Origin of the sequence: Tianweitania populi, from assembly GCF_014652875.1 — a bacterium.
Taxonomy (GTDB): domain Bacteria; phylum Pseudomonadota; class Alphaproteobacteria; order Rhizobiales; family Rhizobiaceae; genus Tianweitania; species Tianweitania populi.
The window spans coordinates 384,775-403,102 of sequence record NZ_BMZQ01000002.1; the positions used below are offsets into that span (position 1 = coordinate 384,775).

At 62.2% G+C, this 18,328-nt stretch carries 16 protein-coding genes; 1 reads left to right on the forward strand and 15 read right to left on the reverse strand.

Going from position 1 to position 18,328, the window contains the following annotated elements:
- Positions 1 to 92 precede the first annotated feature (92 nt).
- From IE166_RS11185 to rimP, 10 genes are all read right to left on the reverse strand, one after another.
- Positions 93 to 1,181 (reverse strand): class I SAM-dependent methyltransferase, encoded by a 1,089-nt coding sequence (locus tag IE166_RS11185; RefSeq protein ID WP_189503845.1) that lies wholly within the window; start codon positions 1,179 to 1,181, stop codon positions 93 to 95.
- Between the two features lie 313 nt (positions 1,182 to 1,494).
- Positions 1,495 to 3,639 carry a polyribonucleotide nucleotidyltransferase gene (pnp, locus tag IE166_RS11190; RefSeq protein ID WP_189503847.1) on the reverse strand — a complete coding sequence of 715 codons (2,145 nt, stop codon included), beginning with the start codon at positions 3,637 to 3,639 and terminating at the stop codon, positions 1,495 to 1,497.
- A gap of 275 nt (positions 3,640 to 3,914) precedes the next feature.
- A complete protein-coding gene (gene rpsO / locus IE166_RS11195) occupies positions 3,915 to 4,184 on the reverse strand; it encodes a 30S ribosomal protein S15 (RefSeq protein ID WP_189503849.1) in 270 nt (89 codons plus the stop codon).
- A 160-nt stretch (positions 4,185 to 4,344) separates the two neighbouring features.
- Positions 4,345 to 5,439 (reverse strand): magnesium/cobalt transporter CorA, encoded by a 1,095-nt coding sequence (gene corA / locus IE166_RS11200; protein WP_189503851.1) that lies wholly within the window; start codon positions 5,437 to 5,439, stop codon positions 4,345 to 4,347.
- Between the two features lie 59 nt (positions 5,440 to 5,498).
- Positions 5,499 to 6,443 (reverse strand): tRNA pseudouridine(55) synthase TruB, encoded by a 945-nt coding sequence (gene truB / locus IE166_RS11205; protein WP_189503853.1) that lies wholly within the window; start codon positions 6,441 to 6,443, stop codon positions 5,499 to 5,501.
- Entirely contained in the window at positions 6,443 to 6,853 is a 411-nt protein-coding gene (rbfA, locus tag IE166_RS11210; RefSeq protein ID WP_189503855.1) for a 30S ribosome-binding factor RbfA, read from the reverse strand. Before rbfA ends, truB begins: the two co-directional genes overlap by 1 nt.
- Before the next feature lie 105 nt (positions 6,854 to 6,958).
- On the reverse strand, positions 6,959 to 9,571 hold the full coding sequence (gene infB / locus IE166_RS11215; RefSeq protein WP_189503857.1) for a translation initiation factor IF-2: 2,613 nt from the start codon (positions 9,569 to 9,571) through the stop codon (positions 6,959 to 6,961).
- Complete coding sequence (locus IE166_RS11220; RefSeq protein ID WP_407701824.1) at positions 9,568 to 10,191, reverse strand: RNA-binding protein; 624 nt, start codon at positions 10,189 to 10,191, stop codon at positions 9,568 to 9,570. Before IE166_RS11220 ends, infB begins: the two co-directional genes overlap by 4 nt.
- A gap of 63 nt (positions 10,192 to 10,254) precedes the next feature.
- Entirely contained in the window at positions 10,255 to 11,847 is a 1,593-nt protein-coding gene (nusA, locus tag IE166_RS11225; RefSeq protein ID WP_189503861.1) for a transcription termination factor NusA, read from the reverse strand.
- Between the two features lie 48 nt (positions 11,848 to 11,895).
- Positions 11,896 to 12,594 carry a ribosome maturation factor RimP gene (rimP, locus tag IE166_RS11230; RefSeq protein ID WP_189505870.1) on the reverse strand — a complete coding sequence of 233 codons (699 nt, stop codon included), beginning with the start codon at positions 12,592 to 12,594 and terminating at the stop codon, positions 11,896 to 11,898.
- A 302-nt stretch (positions 12,595 to 12,896) separates the two neighbouring features.
- On the opposite strand from rimP, the gene IE166_RS11235 reads away from it, so the two are divergent.
- A complete protein-coding gene (locus IE166_RS11235; RefSeq protein WP_189503863.1) occupies positions 12,897 to 13,061 on the forward strand; it encodes a hypothetical protein in 165 nt (54 codons plus the stop codon).
- A gap of 78 nt (positions 13,062 to 13,139) precedes the next feature.
- Here IE166_RS11235 and IE166_RS11240 read toward each other — a convergent pair whose 3' ends face one another.
- From IE166_RS11240 to metK, 5 genes are all read right to left on the reverse strand, one after another.
- On the reverse strand, positions 13,140 to 14,684 hold the full coding sequence (locus tag IE166_RS11240) for a tripartite tricarboxylate transporter permease (RefSeq protein ID WP_189503865.1): 1,545 nt from the start codon (positions 14,682 to 14,684) through the stop codon (positions 13,140 to 13,142).
- A gap of 7 nt (positions 14,685 to 14,691) precedes the next feature.
- A complete protein-coding gene (locus IE166_RS11245) occupies positions 14,692 to 15,180 on the reverse strand; it encodes a tripartite tricarboxylate transporter TctB family protein (RefSeq protein WP_189503867.1) in 489 nt (162 codons plus the stop codon).
- A complete protein-coding gene (locus IE166_RS11250) occupies positions 15,177 to 16,127 on the reverse strand; it encodes a Bug family tripartite tricarboxylate transporter substrate binding protein (protein WP_189503869.1) in 951 nt (316 codons plus the stop codon). The genes IE166_RS11245 and IE166_RS11250 overlap by 4 nt, the downstream gene beginning before the upstream one ends.
- 95 nt (positions 16,128 to 16,222) lie before the next feature.
- Complete coding sequence (trmB, locus tag IE166_RS11255; RefSeq protein ID WP_189503873.1) at positions 16,223 to 16,945, reverse strand: tRNA (guanine(46)-N(7))-methyltransferase TrmB; 723 nt, start codon at positions 16,943 to 16,945, stop codon at positions 16,223 to 16,225.
- 8 nt (positions 16,946 to 16,953) lie between these two features.
- Entirely contained in the window at positions 16,954 to 18,216 is a 1,263-nt protein-coding gene (gene metK / locus IE166_RS11260) for a methionine adenosyltransferase (protein WP_189503875.1), read from the reverse strand.
- Positions 18,217 to 18,328: the final 112 nt, after the last annotated feature.

Genomic DNA, 18,328 nt, shown 5'->3' on the forward strand with positions numbered 1-18,328 from the left:
GCTGAGCCAAACACTCCCAGACAGCGGCATTTCTTCCATCGCAACGAGCAGAGATCAACAGGCCCTTCGGGGCCTGTTCTTCGTTCAAGCCCTTACTTACGCCGCCCGGCTCCGTTTCGGCGGGCTGGAGCACCGGGCCGGCCGCCGGACTTCGCCTGTGTTGCAGCCCGCGCCATGTTGCGCGTTTGCGGCTCAGCCGCCCACAGGATCTTGTAGTCGTCGTTGCGGGTGAGTTCACCAGTCTCGGCAAACACGGCGGTGAGCGCCCGCTCATAAGGCAGGCCGCGGTTGGCAACCAAGAAAAGCCGCCCCTTCCCCTTGAGCGCTTTGGCTGCGGCACGGATCAGACCGGCGCCCAGATCAGGCTCCGCCGCATGCCCGCTCGCATGAAACGGCGGGTTCATCACCACAGCGTCATAAACGCGTTCCACGGGCTCACCAACGAGATCCTTCCAGAAGAAGGCCATCGGCTTCTCCGTGCCCTGCAAAGCCGTTCTGGCAGCCTCCAGAGAGGCATGATCGGCTTCGTAGAGGTCGACGCTCCGGATGCGCTCGCGGCGGATCAGATCGCCAGCAAGAAAACCCCAGCCGGCGCAGAAATCCGCGACGTCGCCCTTTAGGTCGGCAGGAAGGCTTTCGAGCAGGAACACCGAGCCGGGATCGGCATGGCCATGCGAAAACATGCCGGGCCGGGTTTCAAACGAACCGACGCTTTCGGCTTCCGCTTCCGGCAGCTGTTTCTCACCGTTACGCATCCAGAACACCACGCCGTGATGCTTGGCGGCATGATCCTCGATCTCGGTGAGCTCGGCGAGACGCTTGCGCAGACTGTCGCCGCCATCCTTCTTGGACGCCGCCACGACGATCAGCCCGCCCGGCCTCACCCGCCGCTGCGCTTGTGCGATCCAGCCCTCGTTTTGGCCGCGATGCTTGGAGCCCAGCACAAGCGCCAGATCATAGCCATCGCCCTCCCCTTCCGGCACGACCTTCACGCCCTGCCGTTGCAGACCAAGGAAGTCCGGGCGAAAACCCTGCACAGCAGTGATCGCTGCCTCGAAGCCCTCCGGCTTGCGCCAGCCGGGACGGGCGCCAAGGAAAAGCGCACGGCTTCCCGCAGCCGGCAGATCGATCAGCCCGGCTTCGAAGGGATGGAACAGGGTTTTAAGCGCGTCGTCGGTCATTTGCAGGCCATTCGGTGGTGGGGTGGTGCGTCCTTCGAGGCTCGCTTTGCTCGCACCTCAGGATGAGGACCGTTGCGTCAGGTCTGACGATCCTGTGGGCTCGACTCGAGGAGGATCGATCTTCCTGCTGAGATGACGCTTCCGAGGTGGCGCTTAGCGCTACGGTCCTCATCCTGAGGTGCGAGCCCGCACAACCGTGAAGGTGAACACGCAATCCTTGCAACGGCGAGCCTCGAAGGACGCACCTGCGTCCAACAAAGCAAAAAGGCGCGCCCCTCGCGAGGCGCGCCTTTTCAATCAATCAAGACCAAGCTCAAGCAGCGTCTTCGTCGCCGTCCTGCTTCTTTTCCTTGGCCAGCTCCTTGCCGGTTTCCTGATCGACGACCTTCATCGACAGGCGAACCTTGCCGCGCTCGTCGAAGCCCATGAGCTTCACGAACACCTTCTGGCCTTCCTTGACCACGTCGGTGGTCTTGGCAACGCGCTCGCTCGAAAGCTGCGAGATGTGGACCAAACCGTCCTTCGGGCCGAAGAAGTTGACGAAAGCGCCGAAGTCGGCGGTCTTGACGACCGTGCCTTCGTAGATCTCGCCGACTTCCGGCTCAGCCACGATCGTGTGGATCCACTTGCGTGCCGCTTCGATCTCCTTGGCGGAAGACGACGCGATCTTCACCGTGCCGTCGTCCTCGATGTTGATCTTGGCGCCGGTCTTCTCGACGATCTCGCGGATCACCTTGCCGCCCGAACCGATCACGTCACGGATCTTGTCGGTCGGGATCTGCATGACCTCGATGCGCGGTGCGAACTCGCCGAGTTCCGAACGGCCCTCGGTCAGCGCGTTGGCCATTTCGCCGAGGATGTGCAAACGGCCATCCTTGGCCTGGTCGAGTGCGACCTTCATGATCTCCTCGGTGATGCCATCGATCTTGATGTCCATCTGGAGCGAGGTGATGCCGTTCTCGGTGCCCGCAACCTTGAAGTCCATGTCGCCGAGGTGATCTTCATCGCCCAGGATGTCGGAGAGAACGGCGAAACGATCGCCTTCCTTGATCAGGCCCATGGCGATACCGGCAACCGGACGCTGCAGCGGAACGCCTGCATCCATGAGAGCCAGCGAGGTGCCGCAAACGGTTGCCATCGAGGACGAGCCGTTGGACTCGGTGATCTCGGACACTGCACGCAGCGTATAGGGGAACTGCTCAGGCGTCGGCAGCATCGGGCGGATAGCGCGCCAGGCGAGCTTGCCGTGACCGATTTCGCGGCGGCCGGGCGAACCCATGCGGCCGGTTTCACCAACCGAATAGGGCGGGAAGTTGTAGTGAAGGAGGAAACGCTCCTTGTACATGCCCGTCAGGCTGTCGACATACTGCTCGTCCTCGCCGGTGCCCAGCGTGGCAACAACCAGCGCCTGGGTTTCGCCGCGGGTGAACAGAGCCGAACCGTGGGTGCGCGGCAGAACGCCGACTTCCGACACGATCTGGCGAACGGTCTTGAGATCGCGGCCATCGATACGCGAACCGGTGTCGAGGATGTTGCCGCGAACGACCTTCGCCTGCACGTCCTTGAACACGGCGCCGACCTGCTCGGCCGTGTATTCGGCTTCGCCGCCTTCGGGGAACAGGGCAGTCTTCACCTTTGCCTTGGCGGCATCGATGGCAGCATAGCGATCCTGCTTCTGCGTGATCTTGTAGGCATCGCGCAGATCAGATTCAGCGGCTGCGAGGATCTTGCCTTCCAGCGCCGAATTGTCGGCAGCCGTATGCTCGCGCGGCTCCTTGGCAGCGGCTTCCGCCAGCTTGATGATCGCGTCGAGAACCGGCTTGAAGCCGTTCTGGCCGAACACGACGGCGCCGAGCATGATCTCTTCCGAAAGCTCCTTGGCTTCCGACTCGACCATCAAAACGGCGTCGGCGGTGCCGGCGACAACGAGGTCGAGCTTGGATTCCGGCATCTCGTCAAGATGCGGGTTCAGGATGTATTCGCCGTTGACGTAGCCAACGCGCGCGCCGCCGATCGGGCCCATGAACGGAACGCCGGACAGCGTCAGGGCAGCGGAGGCCGCAACCATCGACACGATGTCTGGATTGTTCTCGAGGTCATGCTGCAGAACGGTGATCACGACCTGCGTGTCGTTCTTGTAGCCCTCAGCGAAGAGCGGGCGGATCGGACGGTCGATCAGGCGCGAAACCAGCGTCTCGTTCTCGGACGGACGGCCTTCACGCTTGAAGTAGCCGCCCGGGATCTTGCCGGCGGCATAGGTCTTTTCCTGATAGTTGACGGTCAGCGGGAAGAAGTCCTGACCGGGCTTCGGCGCCTTGGCCGAAACAACGGTGGCGAGCACGACGCTCTCGCCATAGGTCGCCAGCACGGCGCCGTCAGCCTGACGGGCGATCTTGCCGGTTTCGAGAATGAGCGGACGGCCGCCCCACTCGATTTCCACTTTGTGATGCTTGAACATATCTCGTCCTCTTTGTGCCGGCCGCTCCGCACTTACCTCGCGCGAAAACCCAATCCGGCTCCTACGGGCAAACCCGCCACGGGCAAGACAACGGGAAGCTCAAAAAGCGAGCCACCTGCAATCCTGCCCCATGACCGGTTCAGGAGGGTTCCTAAAGGCAGCGCCCCTCGGGAACCTCAGGATCGACCATCGATCCCTGTGCGATCAGCCGACGACCCATTCGGGGCCGCCGGCCAATCAGATCAGTTCATCAACGCAGCAAAAGCCACGTGATCTTAGCGACGCAGACCAAGCTTTTCGATCAGCGTCTGGTAGCGCGCGGTATCCTTGGCATTGAGATAGTCAAGGAGACGACGGCGCTGCGACACGAGCTTCAGAAGTCCACGACGGGAGTGGTTGTCCTTCTTGTGGTCCTTGAAGTGCTCGGTCAGGTTACGAATGCGTTCGGAAAGGATCGCGACCTGGACTTCCGGCGAACCGGTATCACCCTTGACGGTTGCGAATTCCCCAAGCAATTCTTGTTTGCGCTCAGCAGTGATCGACATCGGATGTTCCTTTCAAAAGGGAGGAAGGGGACGCCTGCGGCCGGGATGTCGTCCAGCGGAGGCCATGAAGGCGATAGGCGCAAACGCCTAAGGCTGGCGCGCATATAGGCGAAGATGCGCCGATTTACCAGCAAATTGTTTCAGCGCCACCGCTGCCGCTTCAAAGCCAGCGCCGCCATCGGAAATACAGGAAAAGCAGAACGCCGATCACTGCCATGGAGGTGAGCGCTGCCGGATAGCCGTAATACCATTGCAGTTCCGGCATGTTCCACGGCGAGACCTGCGGATCAAAATTCATCCCCCATACGCCGGCCAGAAAGGTCAGCGGGATGAAGATGGCGGAGACGATGGTGAGGAGGTTGATGACCTCATTGGTCTTGGCCTGCGCCATCGACATATGCATCTCGATAAGACCGGTCACCGTTTCGCGGTAGGTTTCCACGATCTCAATGGCGCTGGCGACATGATCGAGCGTGTCGCGCAGATAGATCTTGGTTTCCGCCGTGAGAAAAGGGGCGTCCGATCGGAGCAGACCTGAAATGGCGTCGCGCAGCGGCCACAGCCAGCGCTTGAACGCAATTAGGTTGTGGCGGATGCGATGCAGGTCGGCCAGTTGTCCCCTCTCCCAGCAGGCGACCATGTCGTCCTCGATCTGATCGATCGCCGCACCTGTGGCCTCGACATGCGGAAAATAGCTGTCCACCACGGCATCGATCAGGGCATAAGCGAGGTAATCGGCCTTGCGTGCGCGGAGGCGGTTTCCGCCATTGGCTTCGATGCGCTTGCGTACGGGATCAAACGGGTCCCCCGGCCGCTCGCCGAAGGTGATGACGAAACCCTCCCCGAAGAACACGCCGATCTGTTCGTAGCGGTGAGTCTGGTCGTCATCGATGGCGTAAAGCACGACAAAGGCGTGCTCATCATAGAAGTCGGACTTCGGCCGCTGGCCGGTATTGACGGTGTCCTCCAGCGCAAGCGCATGAAGGTCGAAGATCTTGCCGAGATCGGCGATCAGCGAGACATCGCCGAGCCCAACGCAATCCACCCAGATGGCCGGCCATTCAGCCTTCAGGCGGCGAATATCTTCAAGGTTGACGCTCGGATAGACCTTGTAGCCCTGGGGCGACATCACGGTTGCGGAGAGCGTTGACGGGATTGCGCTGGGATCGGCGATCAGCGTTCCAGGCGATGCGCCGACGGGCGAGCGTTTGACGCGGCGCCGGCCGTGGCGCCGGACGCTGGACTTCTCGGTCATGCCTGTTCTCCGCTGGCTGCGATCATTCTAGAGCGCAGCCATGACGGCGGAAAGACCGTTTAGGCCGTGAAGACGCGCTTGGGCTTGAACTGCCCGCCTTCAACCGCGCCGATGGCGACCAGCTTGCCGCGAACGGTGGCGCAGGCTTCTTCGGCTTCGATCGGCGCATCGCGTCCGCGCACGATTACCGGGTTGCCCAAACGCACGCGCTGGGCGGCTTCGTCGGTCAGCGGGACCTGCGGCAGGCAATCCAAAGCCACAGCCGTTTCAACGACATAGCCGTCCATCACGGAGAAATCCGGACGCGCCACGTCGTCTTCGCTGATGGTCGGGCGCGCCGCTTCGAGTTCTTCGACCGTGACGAAATCCTCATCGGTGAAGGGGTCGACCGCAAGGCGGCGCAGGGTGGAGATATGGCCGTAGCAACCAAGCTGACGGCCCATGTCGCGGGCCAGCGAGCGGACATAAGTCCCCTTGCCGCATTCCACTTCGAACTCGGTGGAATTGTCGTCGTGGTGGATGATATCCAGGCGATCGATCTCGACTTCACGGGCCGGAATTTTGACGGCCTCACCTTCGCGTGCGAGGTCATAAGCGCGCTCGCCACCGATCTTGATGGCGGAAAAAACCGGAGGAATCTGGGAAATTACGCCGATATAATCCGCCAAAACGCCGGAAACTTCCGCTTTTGTCGGCCGATTTTCCGAGTTTTGCGTCGCAACGCCCTCTAAATCGTCGGTGTTCCGCTCCTCGCCCCAGGTCACGGTGAAGCGATAGACCTTGGTGCCGTCCATCACGTAAGGCACGGTCTTCGTCGCCTCGCCGAGCGCGATCGGCAGCATGCCGGATGCGAGCGGATCAAGCGTGCCGGCATGGCCTGCCTTGTCAGCATTGAACAGCCACTTCACCTTGGAAACCGCTTCGGTGGAGCCCATGCCGACAGGCTTGTCGAGCACGACCCAGCCTGAAACCGGACGGCCCTTCTTCTTGCCGCGACGACCCATCAGTTCTGCTCCTCGCCATCTTCGTCATCAAGGTCGCGGGCAACTTCGGGCGAGCGAAGCAGCGCGTCGATCTTGGCGTAGTTGTCGAAGCTGGTGTCGATGCGGAAGCGGACTTCCGGCATGTATTTCATCTGGCGCAAGGCGTGGCTCATCCTGCCGCGAATGAATTTGGCATGATGGTTCAGAGCCTTGATGACGGCCTCGTCATCCTTGGCGCCGAGCGGCGAAACGAAAGCGGTGGCAATCTTGAGGTCGGGCGACATGCGCACTTCCGAAATCGAGATCACGGTCGCTTCCACCACGTCGTCACGCACCTCGCCGCGCTGAAGCACTTCGGCGATGGCATGGCGCACCTGTTCGCCAACGCGCAGCTGGCGCTGAGATGGGCCATTATTTTGATGTTTCGACATAAAAACAAATCCAGCAAGCGGCGAAGCGGGTTCGAACCGCTTCGCCGCAGTTGGCAAAAATAACGAAGACAACTGCCGGTTGGAGCCGGCAGTTTGATCTTCAGCTTACAGCGTGCGCGTCACCATCTCGACGCGGAAGCACTCGATGACATCGCCCTGGCGAATGTCTTCGTAGTTCTGGAAGGCCATGCCGCATTCCTGGCCGACAGGGACTTCGCCCACTTCGTCCTTGAAGCGCTTCAGGGTCTTCAGCGTGCCTTCGTGGATCACGACGTTGTCGCGGATCAGGCGCACGCCCGCACCACGTTCGACCTTGCCTTCGGTAACGCGGCAACCCGCGACCTTGCCGGTCTTGGTGATGTTGAACACTTCCAGGATTTCGGCATTGCCGAGGAAGGTTTCGCGACGTTCCGGCGACAGAAGGCCCGACATCGCCTGCTTCACGTCATCCACGAGGTTGTAGATGATGTTGTAGTAGCGAACCTCGATGCCGCCCTGCTCGGCTGCCGTACGCGCCTGCTTGTTGGCGCGCACGTTGAAGCCGATGATGACCGCATTCGACGTTTCGGCCAGCGACACGTCGCTTTCCGTGATCGCGCCTGCGCCGACATGAACGATGCGCGCGCGCACCTCGTCCGTGCCGAGTTTGTCCAGCGCCGCCACGATGGCTTCGGCGGAACCCTGCACGTCGGCCTTGACGACCAGCGGGAACTCCTTGAGACCGGAATTCTGCAGCTGCGACATCATCTGCTCGAGCGAGCCGCGCTGACCGGACTGGCGTGCTGCTGCCTTTTCGCGAGCCAGACGCATGCGATATTCGGAAATCTCGCGAGCGCGGGCTTCGTTTTCGACAACGGCGAAGCGGTCACCAGCCGCCGGCGTACCGGACAGGCCGAGAACCTCGACCGGCATGGATGGGCCAGCTTCCGGCACGGTCTTACCCTGGTCGTTCACCAGCGCGCGGACCTTACCGTAAACGTTGCCGGCAACCAGAATGTCGCCGGTGCGCAGCGTACCCGTTTGCACCAGGATGGTGGCAACGGGACCGCGGCCCTTGTCGAGCTGAGCTTCGATCACGACACCTTCCGCGGTACGATCCGGATTGGCGCTGAGATCGAGGATTTCAGCCTGCAACAGGATGGCTTCGAGCAGCTTGTCGAGACCGGCACCCGTCTTGGCGGACACTTCGACGTCAAGCACTTCACCGCCCATGGATTCCACAAACACTTCATGCTGCAGAAGCTGGGTGCGGACCTTCTGTGCATCGGCCGACGGCTTGTCGATCTTGTTGATCGCCACGATGATCGGCACACCGGCCGACTTGGCATGACTGATCGACTCGATCGTCTGCGGCATGACGCTGTCGTCAGCGGCCACAACCAGAACGGCGATGTCGGTTGCCTGCGCACCGCGGGCACGCATGGCCGTAAAGGCTTCGTGGCCCGGCGTGTCGAGGAAGGTGATCTTCTGACCGTTCTTCTCGACCTGGTAGGCGCCGATATGCTGGGTGATGCCGCCGGCTTCGCCGGACACGACGCTGGCGCTGCGGATAGCGTCAAGCAGCGAGGTCTTGCCGTGATCGACGTGACCCATGATCGTGACAACCGGCGAACGCGTTTGCAGCGTTGCGGCTTCGTCCTGAACGCCGAACAAACCTTCTTCGATGTCGCTATCGGCAACGCGGCGGACCGTGTGACCGAATTCGCCTGCAACCAGTTCCGCGGTGTCGGCATCAAGCACATCGCCGGGAACCATCATGGTGCCCTGCTTCATGAAATACTTGATGAGATCAACAGCGCGCTCCGACATACGGGCGGCGAGATCCTGGATCGTGATGGTTTCCGGCAACACGACTTCGCGCGAAATCTTCTCGCGCTCGCCCTGATACATGGAGCGCTTGAACTTCTCCTGGCGACGACGCATCGACGACAGCGAGCGCGAGCGCCCGTCGCCATCCGAAGTCGCGGCCGTCAGGGTCAGCTTGCCACGGCGACGATCGTCTTCGCCCTTGGTCTTGGTCGGCTTGGCAGGCACGGCTTCCGGCTTCAGCGGCGTGCGACGGATCGCGGCGCCGGCACCGGCAGCAGGCGAAGCTGCCGGGGTAGCTGCAGCAACGCTGCGCGGCTTGGCGATCGGCTTTTCTTCTTCCTCGTCGGCCGTGTCAGTCTGGGGCGCACGACGGCGAGCTTCTTCCTCGGCGCGACGGCGCGCTTCGGCTTCAGCCTGGATGCGGGCTTCTTCCTCGGCCTGACGGCGTGCGGATTCCAGACGCTCGCGCTGACGGCGCTCGTCTTCCTCGGCGCGACGCTTGGCGTCTTCAACGGCGCGAGCGCGTTCTTCGACTTCGCGAACTTTGGCGTCCTCGAGGGCACGACGACGCGCATCCATCTCGCCACGCGACAGCGAATTCAGCACGACGCCGCCACGGTCGCCTGCCGGGCGCACGGTTGGAGCCGGACGCGGCGTACGCTCGACGTTTGGCGGCGGCGCAACGGTCACGGCCGGCTTGGGCGCAGACGGCGTGGGCGTAATGACGGGCGCGGCTTCGCGCTCGCCCGGCGCAGAGAACTTGCGCTTCTTGGTCTCGACGACAACCGACTTGGTGCGCCCATGGCTGAAGTTCTGCCGCACGGTGCCCTGCTCGATACCTGGGCGCTTCAGCGTCAGCGTCTTCTTCGGGGTCACCGTCAGTGTCTTGTCGTCTTTCGTATCGGTCATTCCGTATCCTCAGCAGCGCCGCCCTCGGCAACCGCACCTGTTAGCGGGCTATCGGGGAAACCGCCCCGAAATCGTTCGAGCGCCACCATGCGCTTCGCTGCCGCCTGCCCCGCGTCGCCCGCGAGGACGGCAGCATGTATCACATTTGTGCCCCCCAATGCCAAACCCATTTCGGCTTCCGAAAAGAGTTTGTGCGCATCGATCGAGGGGCCACCAAGATGAACCGTTGCGCGCCGCGCTTGCGCGATCTTCCTGACCCCGTCATCCGAGGCCTCATGGGCATGCAGAACCAGAAGCGCCTCGCCGGAGCGGACAGCGCTGTCAACCTTTGCGGCGCCAAGCGCCACGCGCCCTGCCTTGCGGGCAAGGCCAAGCGAGCCCAAGGCCGACTTGGCCATCAGGCTATCCACGAGTGCGCCTAGATCCGGCGCAACCGTCACGTCAGCCTTGAAAGCACGACGGAACAGGTTTTTCTTCGCCGCCTGGTCGATATGGACCCGGTCAGCGGTAACCCAGCACCCGCGGCCGGGCAGCTTGCGCTTGAGATCGGGAACAACGGACATGTCGGGACCGGCAACGAAGCGAAGCAAAGTCTCCGCATCGCCTGCTTGCCGCGTCACTATACATGTGCGTTCGTTCGTATCTTTCAAGCGTAGCCGCTCCCGATCCGCCAGGTCTCATAATCAGGCGGACGCAGTCTCGGCTTCCTCATCGGAAGCCTCGACCTCGTCTTCGCTGATCCAGCCAGCCTTGCGGCGGGCATCCACGATCATGGCTTCCGCATCGCCGCGAGTGATGTTGAACGACGCCAGAACGCCGGGGAAGAACTTGGTTTCCCCATCCTTGCGCTCTTTCCAACCGGTCAGATCGTCCACGGCATAGCCCGCGAAGTCCTCGATCGTTTTCACGCCGTCTTCGCCGAGCGTCACCATCATCGCGGTGGTGATGCCGTCGATCTGGCGCAATTCGTCCGATACGCCGAGAGCGGTACGCTTCTCGTCCTGCTCGGTTTCGATGCGATCGAGGAACTCCTTGGCGCGCTCCTGGATTTCGCTCGCCGTGTCTTCGTCGAAGCCGTCGATCGAAGCGATTTCGTCCTGCTCGACGTAGGCCACTTCCTCAACCGTGGTGAAGCCTTCCGAAGCCAAGACCTGACCGACCATCTCGTCGACGTTGAGTGCGTCCATGAAGAGGTTCGAACGCTCCACGAATTCCTTCTGGCGACGTTCGCTTTCTTCCTGCTCGGTCATGATGTCGATGTCCCAGCCGGTGAGCTGGGAGGCCAGACGCACGTTCTGGCCGCGACGGCCGATGGCCAGCGACAGCTGATCGTTCGGCACCACGACTTCGATGCGCTCGGCGTCTTCATCAAGCACGACCTTGGCGACTTCCGCCGGCTGAAGCGCATTGACGATGAAGGATGCGGCTTCGCCCGACCACGGGATGATGTCGATCTTTTCGCCCTGCAGCTCGCCAACAACGGCTTGCACACGGGAGCCGCGCATACCAACGCAGGCGCCGACCGGATCGATCGACGAGTCACGCGAAATCACGGCAATCTTGGCGCGCGAACCGGGATCACGGGCCACCGACTTGATCTCGATGATGCCTTCGTAGATTTCCGGCACTTCCATGGTGAACAGCTTCGCCATGAACTGCGGATGGGTGCGCGACATGAAGATCTGCGGGCCGCGCTGTTCGCGACGCACGTCATAAACGTAGGCACGAACGCGGTCGCCATACTTGTAGTTTTCGCGCGGGATCAGCTCGTCGCGGCGGATGATGGCTTCGCCACGGCCGAGATCGACGATGACGTTGCCATATTCGACGCGCTTGACCGTGCCGTTGACGATCTCGCCGATGCGATCCTTGTATTCGTCGAACTGGCGATCACGCTCGGCTTCGCGCACCTTCTGCACGATGACCTGCTTGGCGGATTGGGCTGCGATACGGCCGAACTCCATCGGCGGCAGGATCTCGGCGAGGAAGTCGCCGACCTGGGCATCCGGGTTGCGCTCGCGCGCCGTCAACAGCGCGACTTCCTTGTCGTAGTCCTCGACCTGCTCCACAACCTGCATCAGGCGCTGCAGCTTCATCTCACCGGTATGCGGGTTGATGTCGGCGCGGATGTTGGTTTCCTGACCGTACCGGGCACGCGCAGCCTTCTGGATGGCATCAGCCATCGCCGCGATCACGATCGACTTGTCGATCGACTTTTCGCGCGCGACCGCATCGGCGATCTGAAGCAGTTCCAGCCTGTTTGCACTTACAGCCATGTCTTCGGTCTCCTGATCACCCGGCGCTCGCTGGCGCCCTGGATAGTCTTAACTGCCGGTCTTCGTATTGCCGTCTGCATCGGTATCGGTGTCGGGCTCGTCGTCCAGATCACCATCTTCTTCGAACTCGATCTCGTCGCCCTCAAAGGCGTCATCGGCATCGCCACGACGCGCGGCCTTCTTTTCGCGATTGTCCTTGGCCAGCGCTTCGCGGATCAGCGAGTCGGTGAGGATCAGCCGAGCGTCAGCCAGCGCGTCGAAGGGAACACGCACCTGCGGCTCGTCGCCATAGCTCGCCAGATCGCGCTCAAGCGTGAAGCCGTCGGCATCCACAGCCGTGATCTTGCCGCGAAAGCGCTTCTTGTCGGCGACCATGACTGAAGTCTCGATCTTGGCGGCGTGGCCGATCGCGGCTTCGAAATCCACCTTGCGTACGAGCGGGCGGTCGATGCCCGGCGACGATACTTCGAGATGGTAGGCCTGCTCGATCGGATCCTCGACATCGAGGGTCGGCGAGATCGCGCGGGAAATTTCTTCGCAATCCTGCACGGTGATCGTGCCGTCGTCGCGCTCGGCCATAATCTGCAGCGTCATGCCGTTCTGGCCCGACAAGCGCACCCGCACAAGACGAAAGCCCATCGGCCGCAGGATCGGGATGACGATGGCGGCAACGCGCGCATCCGTTCCGGTTTCGCGGATCAGGCGATCATCTTCCACTGCAGTGGCCAGCGCCGGGTTGTCCAGCATTGGGTTATCCGAGATGGGCTCGTCGGCCATCCTGTCTCCAGTTAACAAAAAAGAGCGGGACCGGGTGGACCCACTCTTCGTCATATCGACCAAGAATTTGAACTCGATATAGCCGAACGGACAGCTTTCATCAACCCCCGAGGACGGGACATCCCCCAACAGGCATTAACCCTTGCATTAACCCGCCGTGCAAGGCGCGCATGGCTGATCTGCGAAGTCGTCTCTCGCAACTGCGAGGGTGCGGGTCTATTTATGCTGCATCGCACAAGCAACTGAACAAACCGAAACGAACCGAACCTCAAATGTCCAAGAACCAGCCCCGTTCCACTTTCGCCGATCTGCTTGGCATGCTCGGCAGCGCGATCTCGGTCGCGGCAGCTGAAGAGAATGGCCGCAGCGCTCGCCCGCAGGATCTGCGCCGCCTCGGTATCGACCCCATGGAATTCCGCAAGATCCGCCGCTTCTAAGCGCGATCTTATCGTCTGAATGTAAAAGGCCGGCGCTGATATCAGCGCCGGCCTTTTTGTTTGTGATGGTAGCTCCGCTTAGTCCTCGTCGCCGGCCATGGCCGCCAGCATCTGGCCCTTGCCGCGTGCGCGCAGGATCATCGGCACGAGCACGGCCGCGAAGGCGAGCAGGATCAGCACGATCGAAATCCAGGAATGGACCAGCACGGTCGGATCACCCTGGCTGATCTGCAAAGCCTGGCGCAGACTACGCTCGGCCATCGGTCCAAGGATCAGGCCGACAACCACCGGTGCAATCGGGTAACCAAAGCGGCGCAGCATGTAGCCGAGCACGCCGAACAGAAGCAGCAGTCCGAGTTCGAACGAGGTCGGCAGCGGTCCAACCATGAAGGTCGAAGCGCTGGCGCCGATTGTGCCGAGCGTCGCAAAGGTCAGAATGCCCGCATAAAGCCATGGACGCGGGATGGTGAGCAAACGAACCCACAGGCCAATCAGCGGCAGGTTCAAGACCAGCAGCATGAAGTTGGCAACCAGCAGGCTGGCGATCAGGCCCCAGACCAGGGTCGCATTGCTGACGAACAACAGCGGGCCCGGCTGCAAGCCGAACTGCTGGAAGCCGGCCAGCATGATCGCGGCGGTGGCGGTGGTGGGAAGGCCGAGCGTCAGCAGCGGCACGAGCGTTCCGGCAGCAGATGCGTTGTTGGCGGCTTCCGGACCGGCAACGCCTTCGATCGCGCCCTTGCCGAACTCTTCCGGGTGCTTGGAGAACTGCTTTTCGGCGGAATAGGACAGGAAGCTCGACACGTCAGCGCCGCCGGCGGGCATTGCGCCGATCGGGAAACCGATCGCGGTGCCGCGCAGCCAGGATTTCCAGGAGCGTCTCCAGTCTTCCTTGGTCATCCAGACGGAGCCTTTTACAGCCTCGACCTTCTCGTCCATTGATGTGCGGCTGGCAACGACCGCAATCGTTTCGCCGATGGCAAACAGAGCGACGGCCAGCGTCGTGACCGAAATCCCGTCGAACAGGTTCGGCGTGCCCATGGCGAGACGTGTCTGACCTGTGAGCTGGTCGATGCCGATCAAGCCGAGGGCAAGGCCGATAAACAGCGCTGTCAGGCCGCGCAGGGTCGACTCCCCGAAGGCGGCCGACACCGTCATGAAGGCAAGCAGCATCAGCGCGAAATATTCGGACGGGCCGAAGGACAGCGCGAACTGCACGACCCATGGCGCGATGAAGGCGAGACCGAGCGTCGCCACCAGGCCGGCGATGAAGGAGCCGATTGCCGCGGTGGCAAGGGCCGGTCCGCCACGTCCCTGCCGGGCCATCTTGTTGCCTTCCAGCGCGGTGACGATGGAGGCGCTTTCACCCGGCGTGTTGAGCAGGATCGAGGTCGTCGAGCCGCCGTACATGCCGCCGTAATAGATGCCGGCGAACATGATCAGCGAGCCGGCCGGATCGAGGCGGTAGGTGACGGGCAAAAGCAGCGCCACGGTGAGCGCGGGTCCGATGCCCGGCAAAACGCCGACAGCCGTGCCGAGCGTCACGCCGATCAGCGCGTAAAGCAGGTTGCTCCATTGCAGGGCGGTGAGCAGGCCCTGTCCGAGAAGTTCGAACGTGTTCATACCAGCCTCAGAACAAACGCTCGAGCGGACCGGCCGGCAGCGACAGTTGCAAACCGCGCGCGAAGGCAAGCCAGACGAGGAAGCAGAAAACAAGGCCGAACGGCAGTGTCAGCCAGATGCGGCGTTCATTGAAGGCGTAAGCGGTTGCGGTGAACATCAGTGCGGTCGCCAGCGAGAATCCGACCGTCTTGATGGTCAGCATCTGCACGATCAAGCCGCCGACGACCCACAGGATCGGTGCCGTCTGCTGTTCTTCACGTTCCGGAAAATCGCCGCGCCAGGCTTCTGCCGCCGTCCAGAGCGCCAGGCCGAACAAGCAGGCCGCGACGATGTAAGGCACGGTCTTTGGTCCGACCGGCTGCGTGGAAGCCATGCCGCCGGCATGATAGGTGCTCCAGGCAATGGCGATCGAAGCGATCGCCAGCACCAGCGCAATGGCAAACGCCGCCCGATCCGGGCGGCGCTGAATGGTTGTGGTGTCGTCGCGGACGCTCATTTGACGAGGCCGATGTCCTTAAGGATGCTTTCGGTCGCTGCGGTGTCTTCCTTCAGCTGCGCAGCGAACTCATCGCCAGCGAGATAGGTGTCAGCCCAGCCCTTGTCGGCAACGGCCTTCTTCCAGCTTTCCGACTTCACCATCTTCTCGACGTCAGCCGAGATGGCAGCCTTCTGCTCGTCGCTGATGCCGGGAGCAGCGGCAACCATGCGCCAGTTCTGGATGGCGACATCCACGCCGCCTTCCTTGAAGGTCGGGCCTTCGATGCCGGCGACCTTTTCATCCGAGGAAATGCCCAGCAGGCGCAGCTGGCCGGCGGCGATCTGCGCGGAGAACTCGCTGTAGCCGGAAATGCCGACGGTGACCTGACCGCCGAGAATAGCGGCGAGCGCTTCGCCACCGCCGGAAAACGCGATGTAGTTCACCTTGGTCGGATCAACACCGACAGCCTTGGCAACGAGGCCGGCCGTGATGTGGTCTGTACCGCCGGCCGAACCGCCGCCCCAGGACACGCCGCCCGGGTTTTCCTTCAGCTTGGCAACGAGGCCAGCCATGTCCTTGATGTCGGAATTGGCGGGCACGACGATCGCTTCGAACTCACCGGTCAAACGCGCAATCGGCGTGACCTGGTCGAGCGTCACCGGCGAACCGTTGGTCAGGATGGCGCCCACCATGACGTAGCCGCCGACGATCAGCGCATCGGCATCGCCGCTGGACTGATTGACGAACTGGGCAAGACCGATCGTGCCGCCGGCACCCGGAACATTGATGACCTGGACGCTGGGCGAGATCTTCTCGTCCTGCAAGGCGGCCTGCATGGTGCGGGCCGTCTGGTCCCAGCCGCCGCCGGGGGCAGCAGGCGCCATGATCTTGTAATCGGCAGCAAAAGCCTGCGAAGCAACGAGCAGGCTGCCGGCAGCCAAAGCTGCGGCGATGAAGTGACGCATAGGATCCTCCCTGGGGATGCAAAGTCTTTTGTCACTCGCAGCTTAAGCTTTGCGCGCGACAGGTTGTCAACGGGTCTGGTTTTTCGTTGACAACGTTAGATACGTCTAAAGCTCAGATATGCGGGGGTTCGACCTTCGCGCAGAGCCTTAGCTTCATAGCGGGTCGATTGCCAGCCGGGATAGGGCTGACGCCAATCGTCGGCGCGCTCAACCACCCATTCGAACTCGGGATGGGCGCGGATGTGGAGCAGCGTCCAGTTGATGTAATGCGCGATATCCGAGGCAAAGCGGAAGGTGCCGCCCGGCTGCAAAACGCGCGCAAAGCGATCCAGATTGACCTGGCTGACGAAGCGCCGCTTCCAGTGCTTCTTCTTCGGCCAGGGATCGGGATACAGCAGGTCGATCTCGGCAATGCTGTTGGCCGGAAGCCAATCAAGCAGCTGCGTCGCGTCGTCATCGTGAACGCGCAAGTTTGGCCGCGGCTCGGTTTCCAGCGTCTGCATGCAGCGCGACATGCCGTTGATAAAGGGCTCCACGCCGATAAAGCCGCTTTGGGGCTCGCGCCCGGCCTCGCTGATCACATGCTCGCCGCCGCCGAAGCCGATTTCCAGCCGGACGCGCTCGACCGGCACGGGAAAGAGCGTCTTGAGATCGGCGGGCGCGGGTTGCGTCAGGTCGAGCTTGAGGCGGGGCAGCAGGGAAGCTACCGCCTCCGCCGCCTGCGTGCGCACTGGACGGCCATGCCGACGACCATAGAAGGCCTCGGTCGCGCGGCTGCGGCGACCCTGCGCTTCGCTCTCGTTGTCTTCAGCACTCATGCCAGGAATCAAGCCGCAACAGCCTGTTTGAGCGCCTTCACGAGATCCGTTTTTTCCCAGGAAAACGAACCGTCGCGACCGGCCTTGCGGCCGAAATGGCCGTAAGCGGCGGTCTTGGCATAGATCGGCTTGTTGAGATCGAGATGGCGGCGAATGCCGGAGGGCGACAGGTCCATGACCTCGCGCAGGGCATCTTCAAGCCGGGCTTCATCCACCTTGCCGGTGCCGTGAAGGTCGACATAGACAGACAGCGGCTGGGCAACGCCGATGGCGTAGGACAGCTGGATGGTGCAGCGTTCCGCAAGCTTTGCCGCCACCACATTCTTGGCGAGATAACGCGCGGCGTAGGCGGCAGAGCGATCGACCTTGGTCGTGTCCTTGCCAGAAAATGCGCCGCCACCATGGGGTGCAGCACCGCCATAGGTGTCCACGATGATCTTGCGCCCGGTGAGGCCGGCATCGCCATCGGGGCCGCCGATCACGAACTTGCCGGTGGGATTGATGTACCAGCGGCAGTCTTCGGCGACCTTCAGGTCGGACAGAGCTTCGCGGATAAAGGGCTCGACGACGCTGCGGACCTTCTTGGAATCCCAGCTTTCATCGAGATGCTGGGTGGACAGCACGATCGAGGTTGCTTCGCTCGGCTTGCCGTCCTGATAGCGCACGGTAACCTGGCTCTTGGCATCCGGCCCGAGCTTGCCGACATCGCCCTCGCCCTTGTGACGGCCGGCGGCGAGCAGTTCCAGGATCTTGTGGCTGTAGTAAAGCGGCGCCGGCATTAGGTCCGGCGTTTCGGAGCAGGCGTAACCGAACATGATGCCTTGGTCGCCCGCGCCTTCCGCATTGGCGTCGGCCGCCTTATCGACGCCCTGTGCGATGTCGGCCGACTGGGCGTGCAGCAGCACGTCGATCTTTGCGGTCTTCCAGTTGAAGCCGTCCTGCGCATAGCCGATTTCGCGGATGGCCTTGCGTGCGGTCGCCTTGAACTTGGAGGGGTTGATGACCGGATGGCCCTTGGCATCGCGCAGGGGCTCGCCATCCCCATTTCTCTTCAACAGCGTCGGCGGAACGCGAACTTCGCCCGCGATCACGACGCGGTTGGTGGTTGCAAGCGTTTCGCAGGCAACCCGCACATCCCACGGGTTCATGCCGGCTTTTTTGGCTTCGCGGTAAACGAGGTCGACAATCTCGTCGGAGATGCGGTCACAAACCTTGTCGGGATGACCTTCGGATACGGATTCGCTGGTAAAAAGGTAGTTCTGGCGTGCCACGGGTAGTCCCCTCTGGAAAGATGACCCGGCCGCCATGGGCCAGATCGCGCGCGAGTGTTACCGAAGGGTCCGGTCTGGCGTCAAGAGATGCGATTTTCCTAGGAGAAGGGCT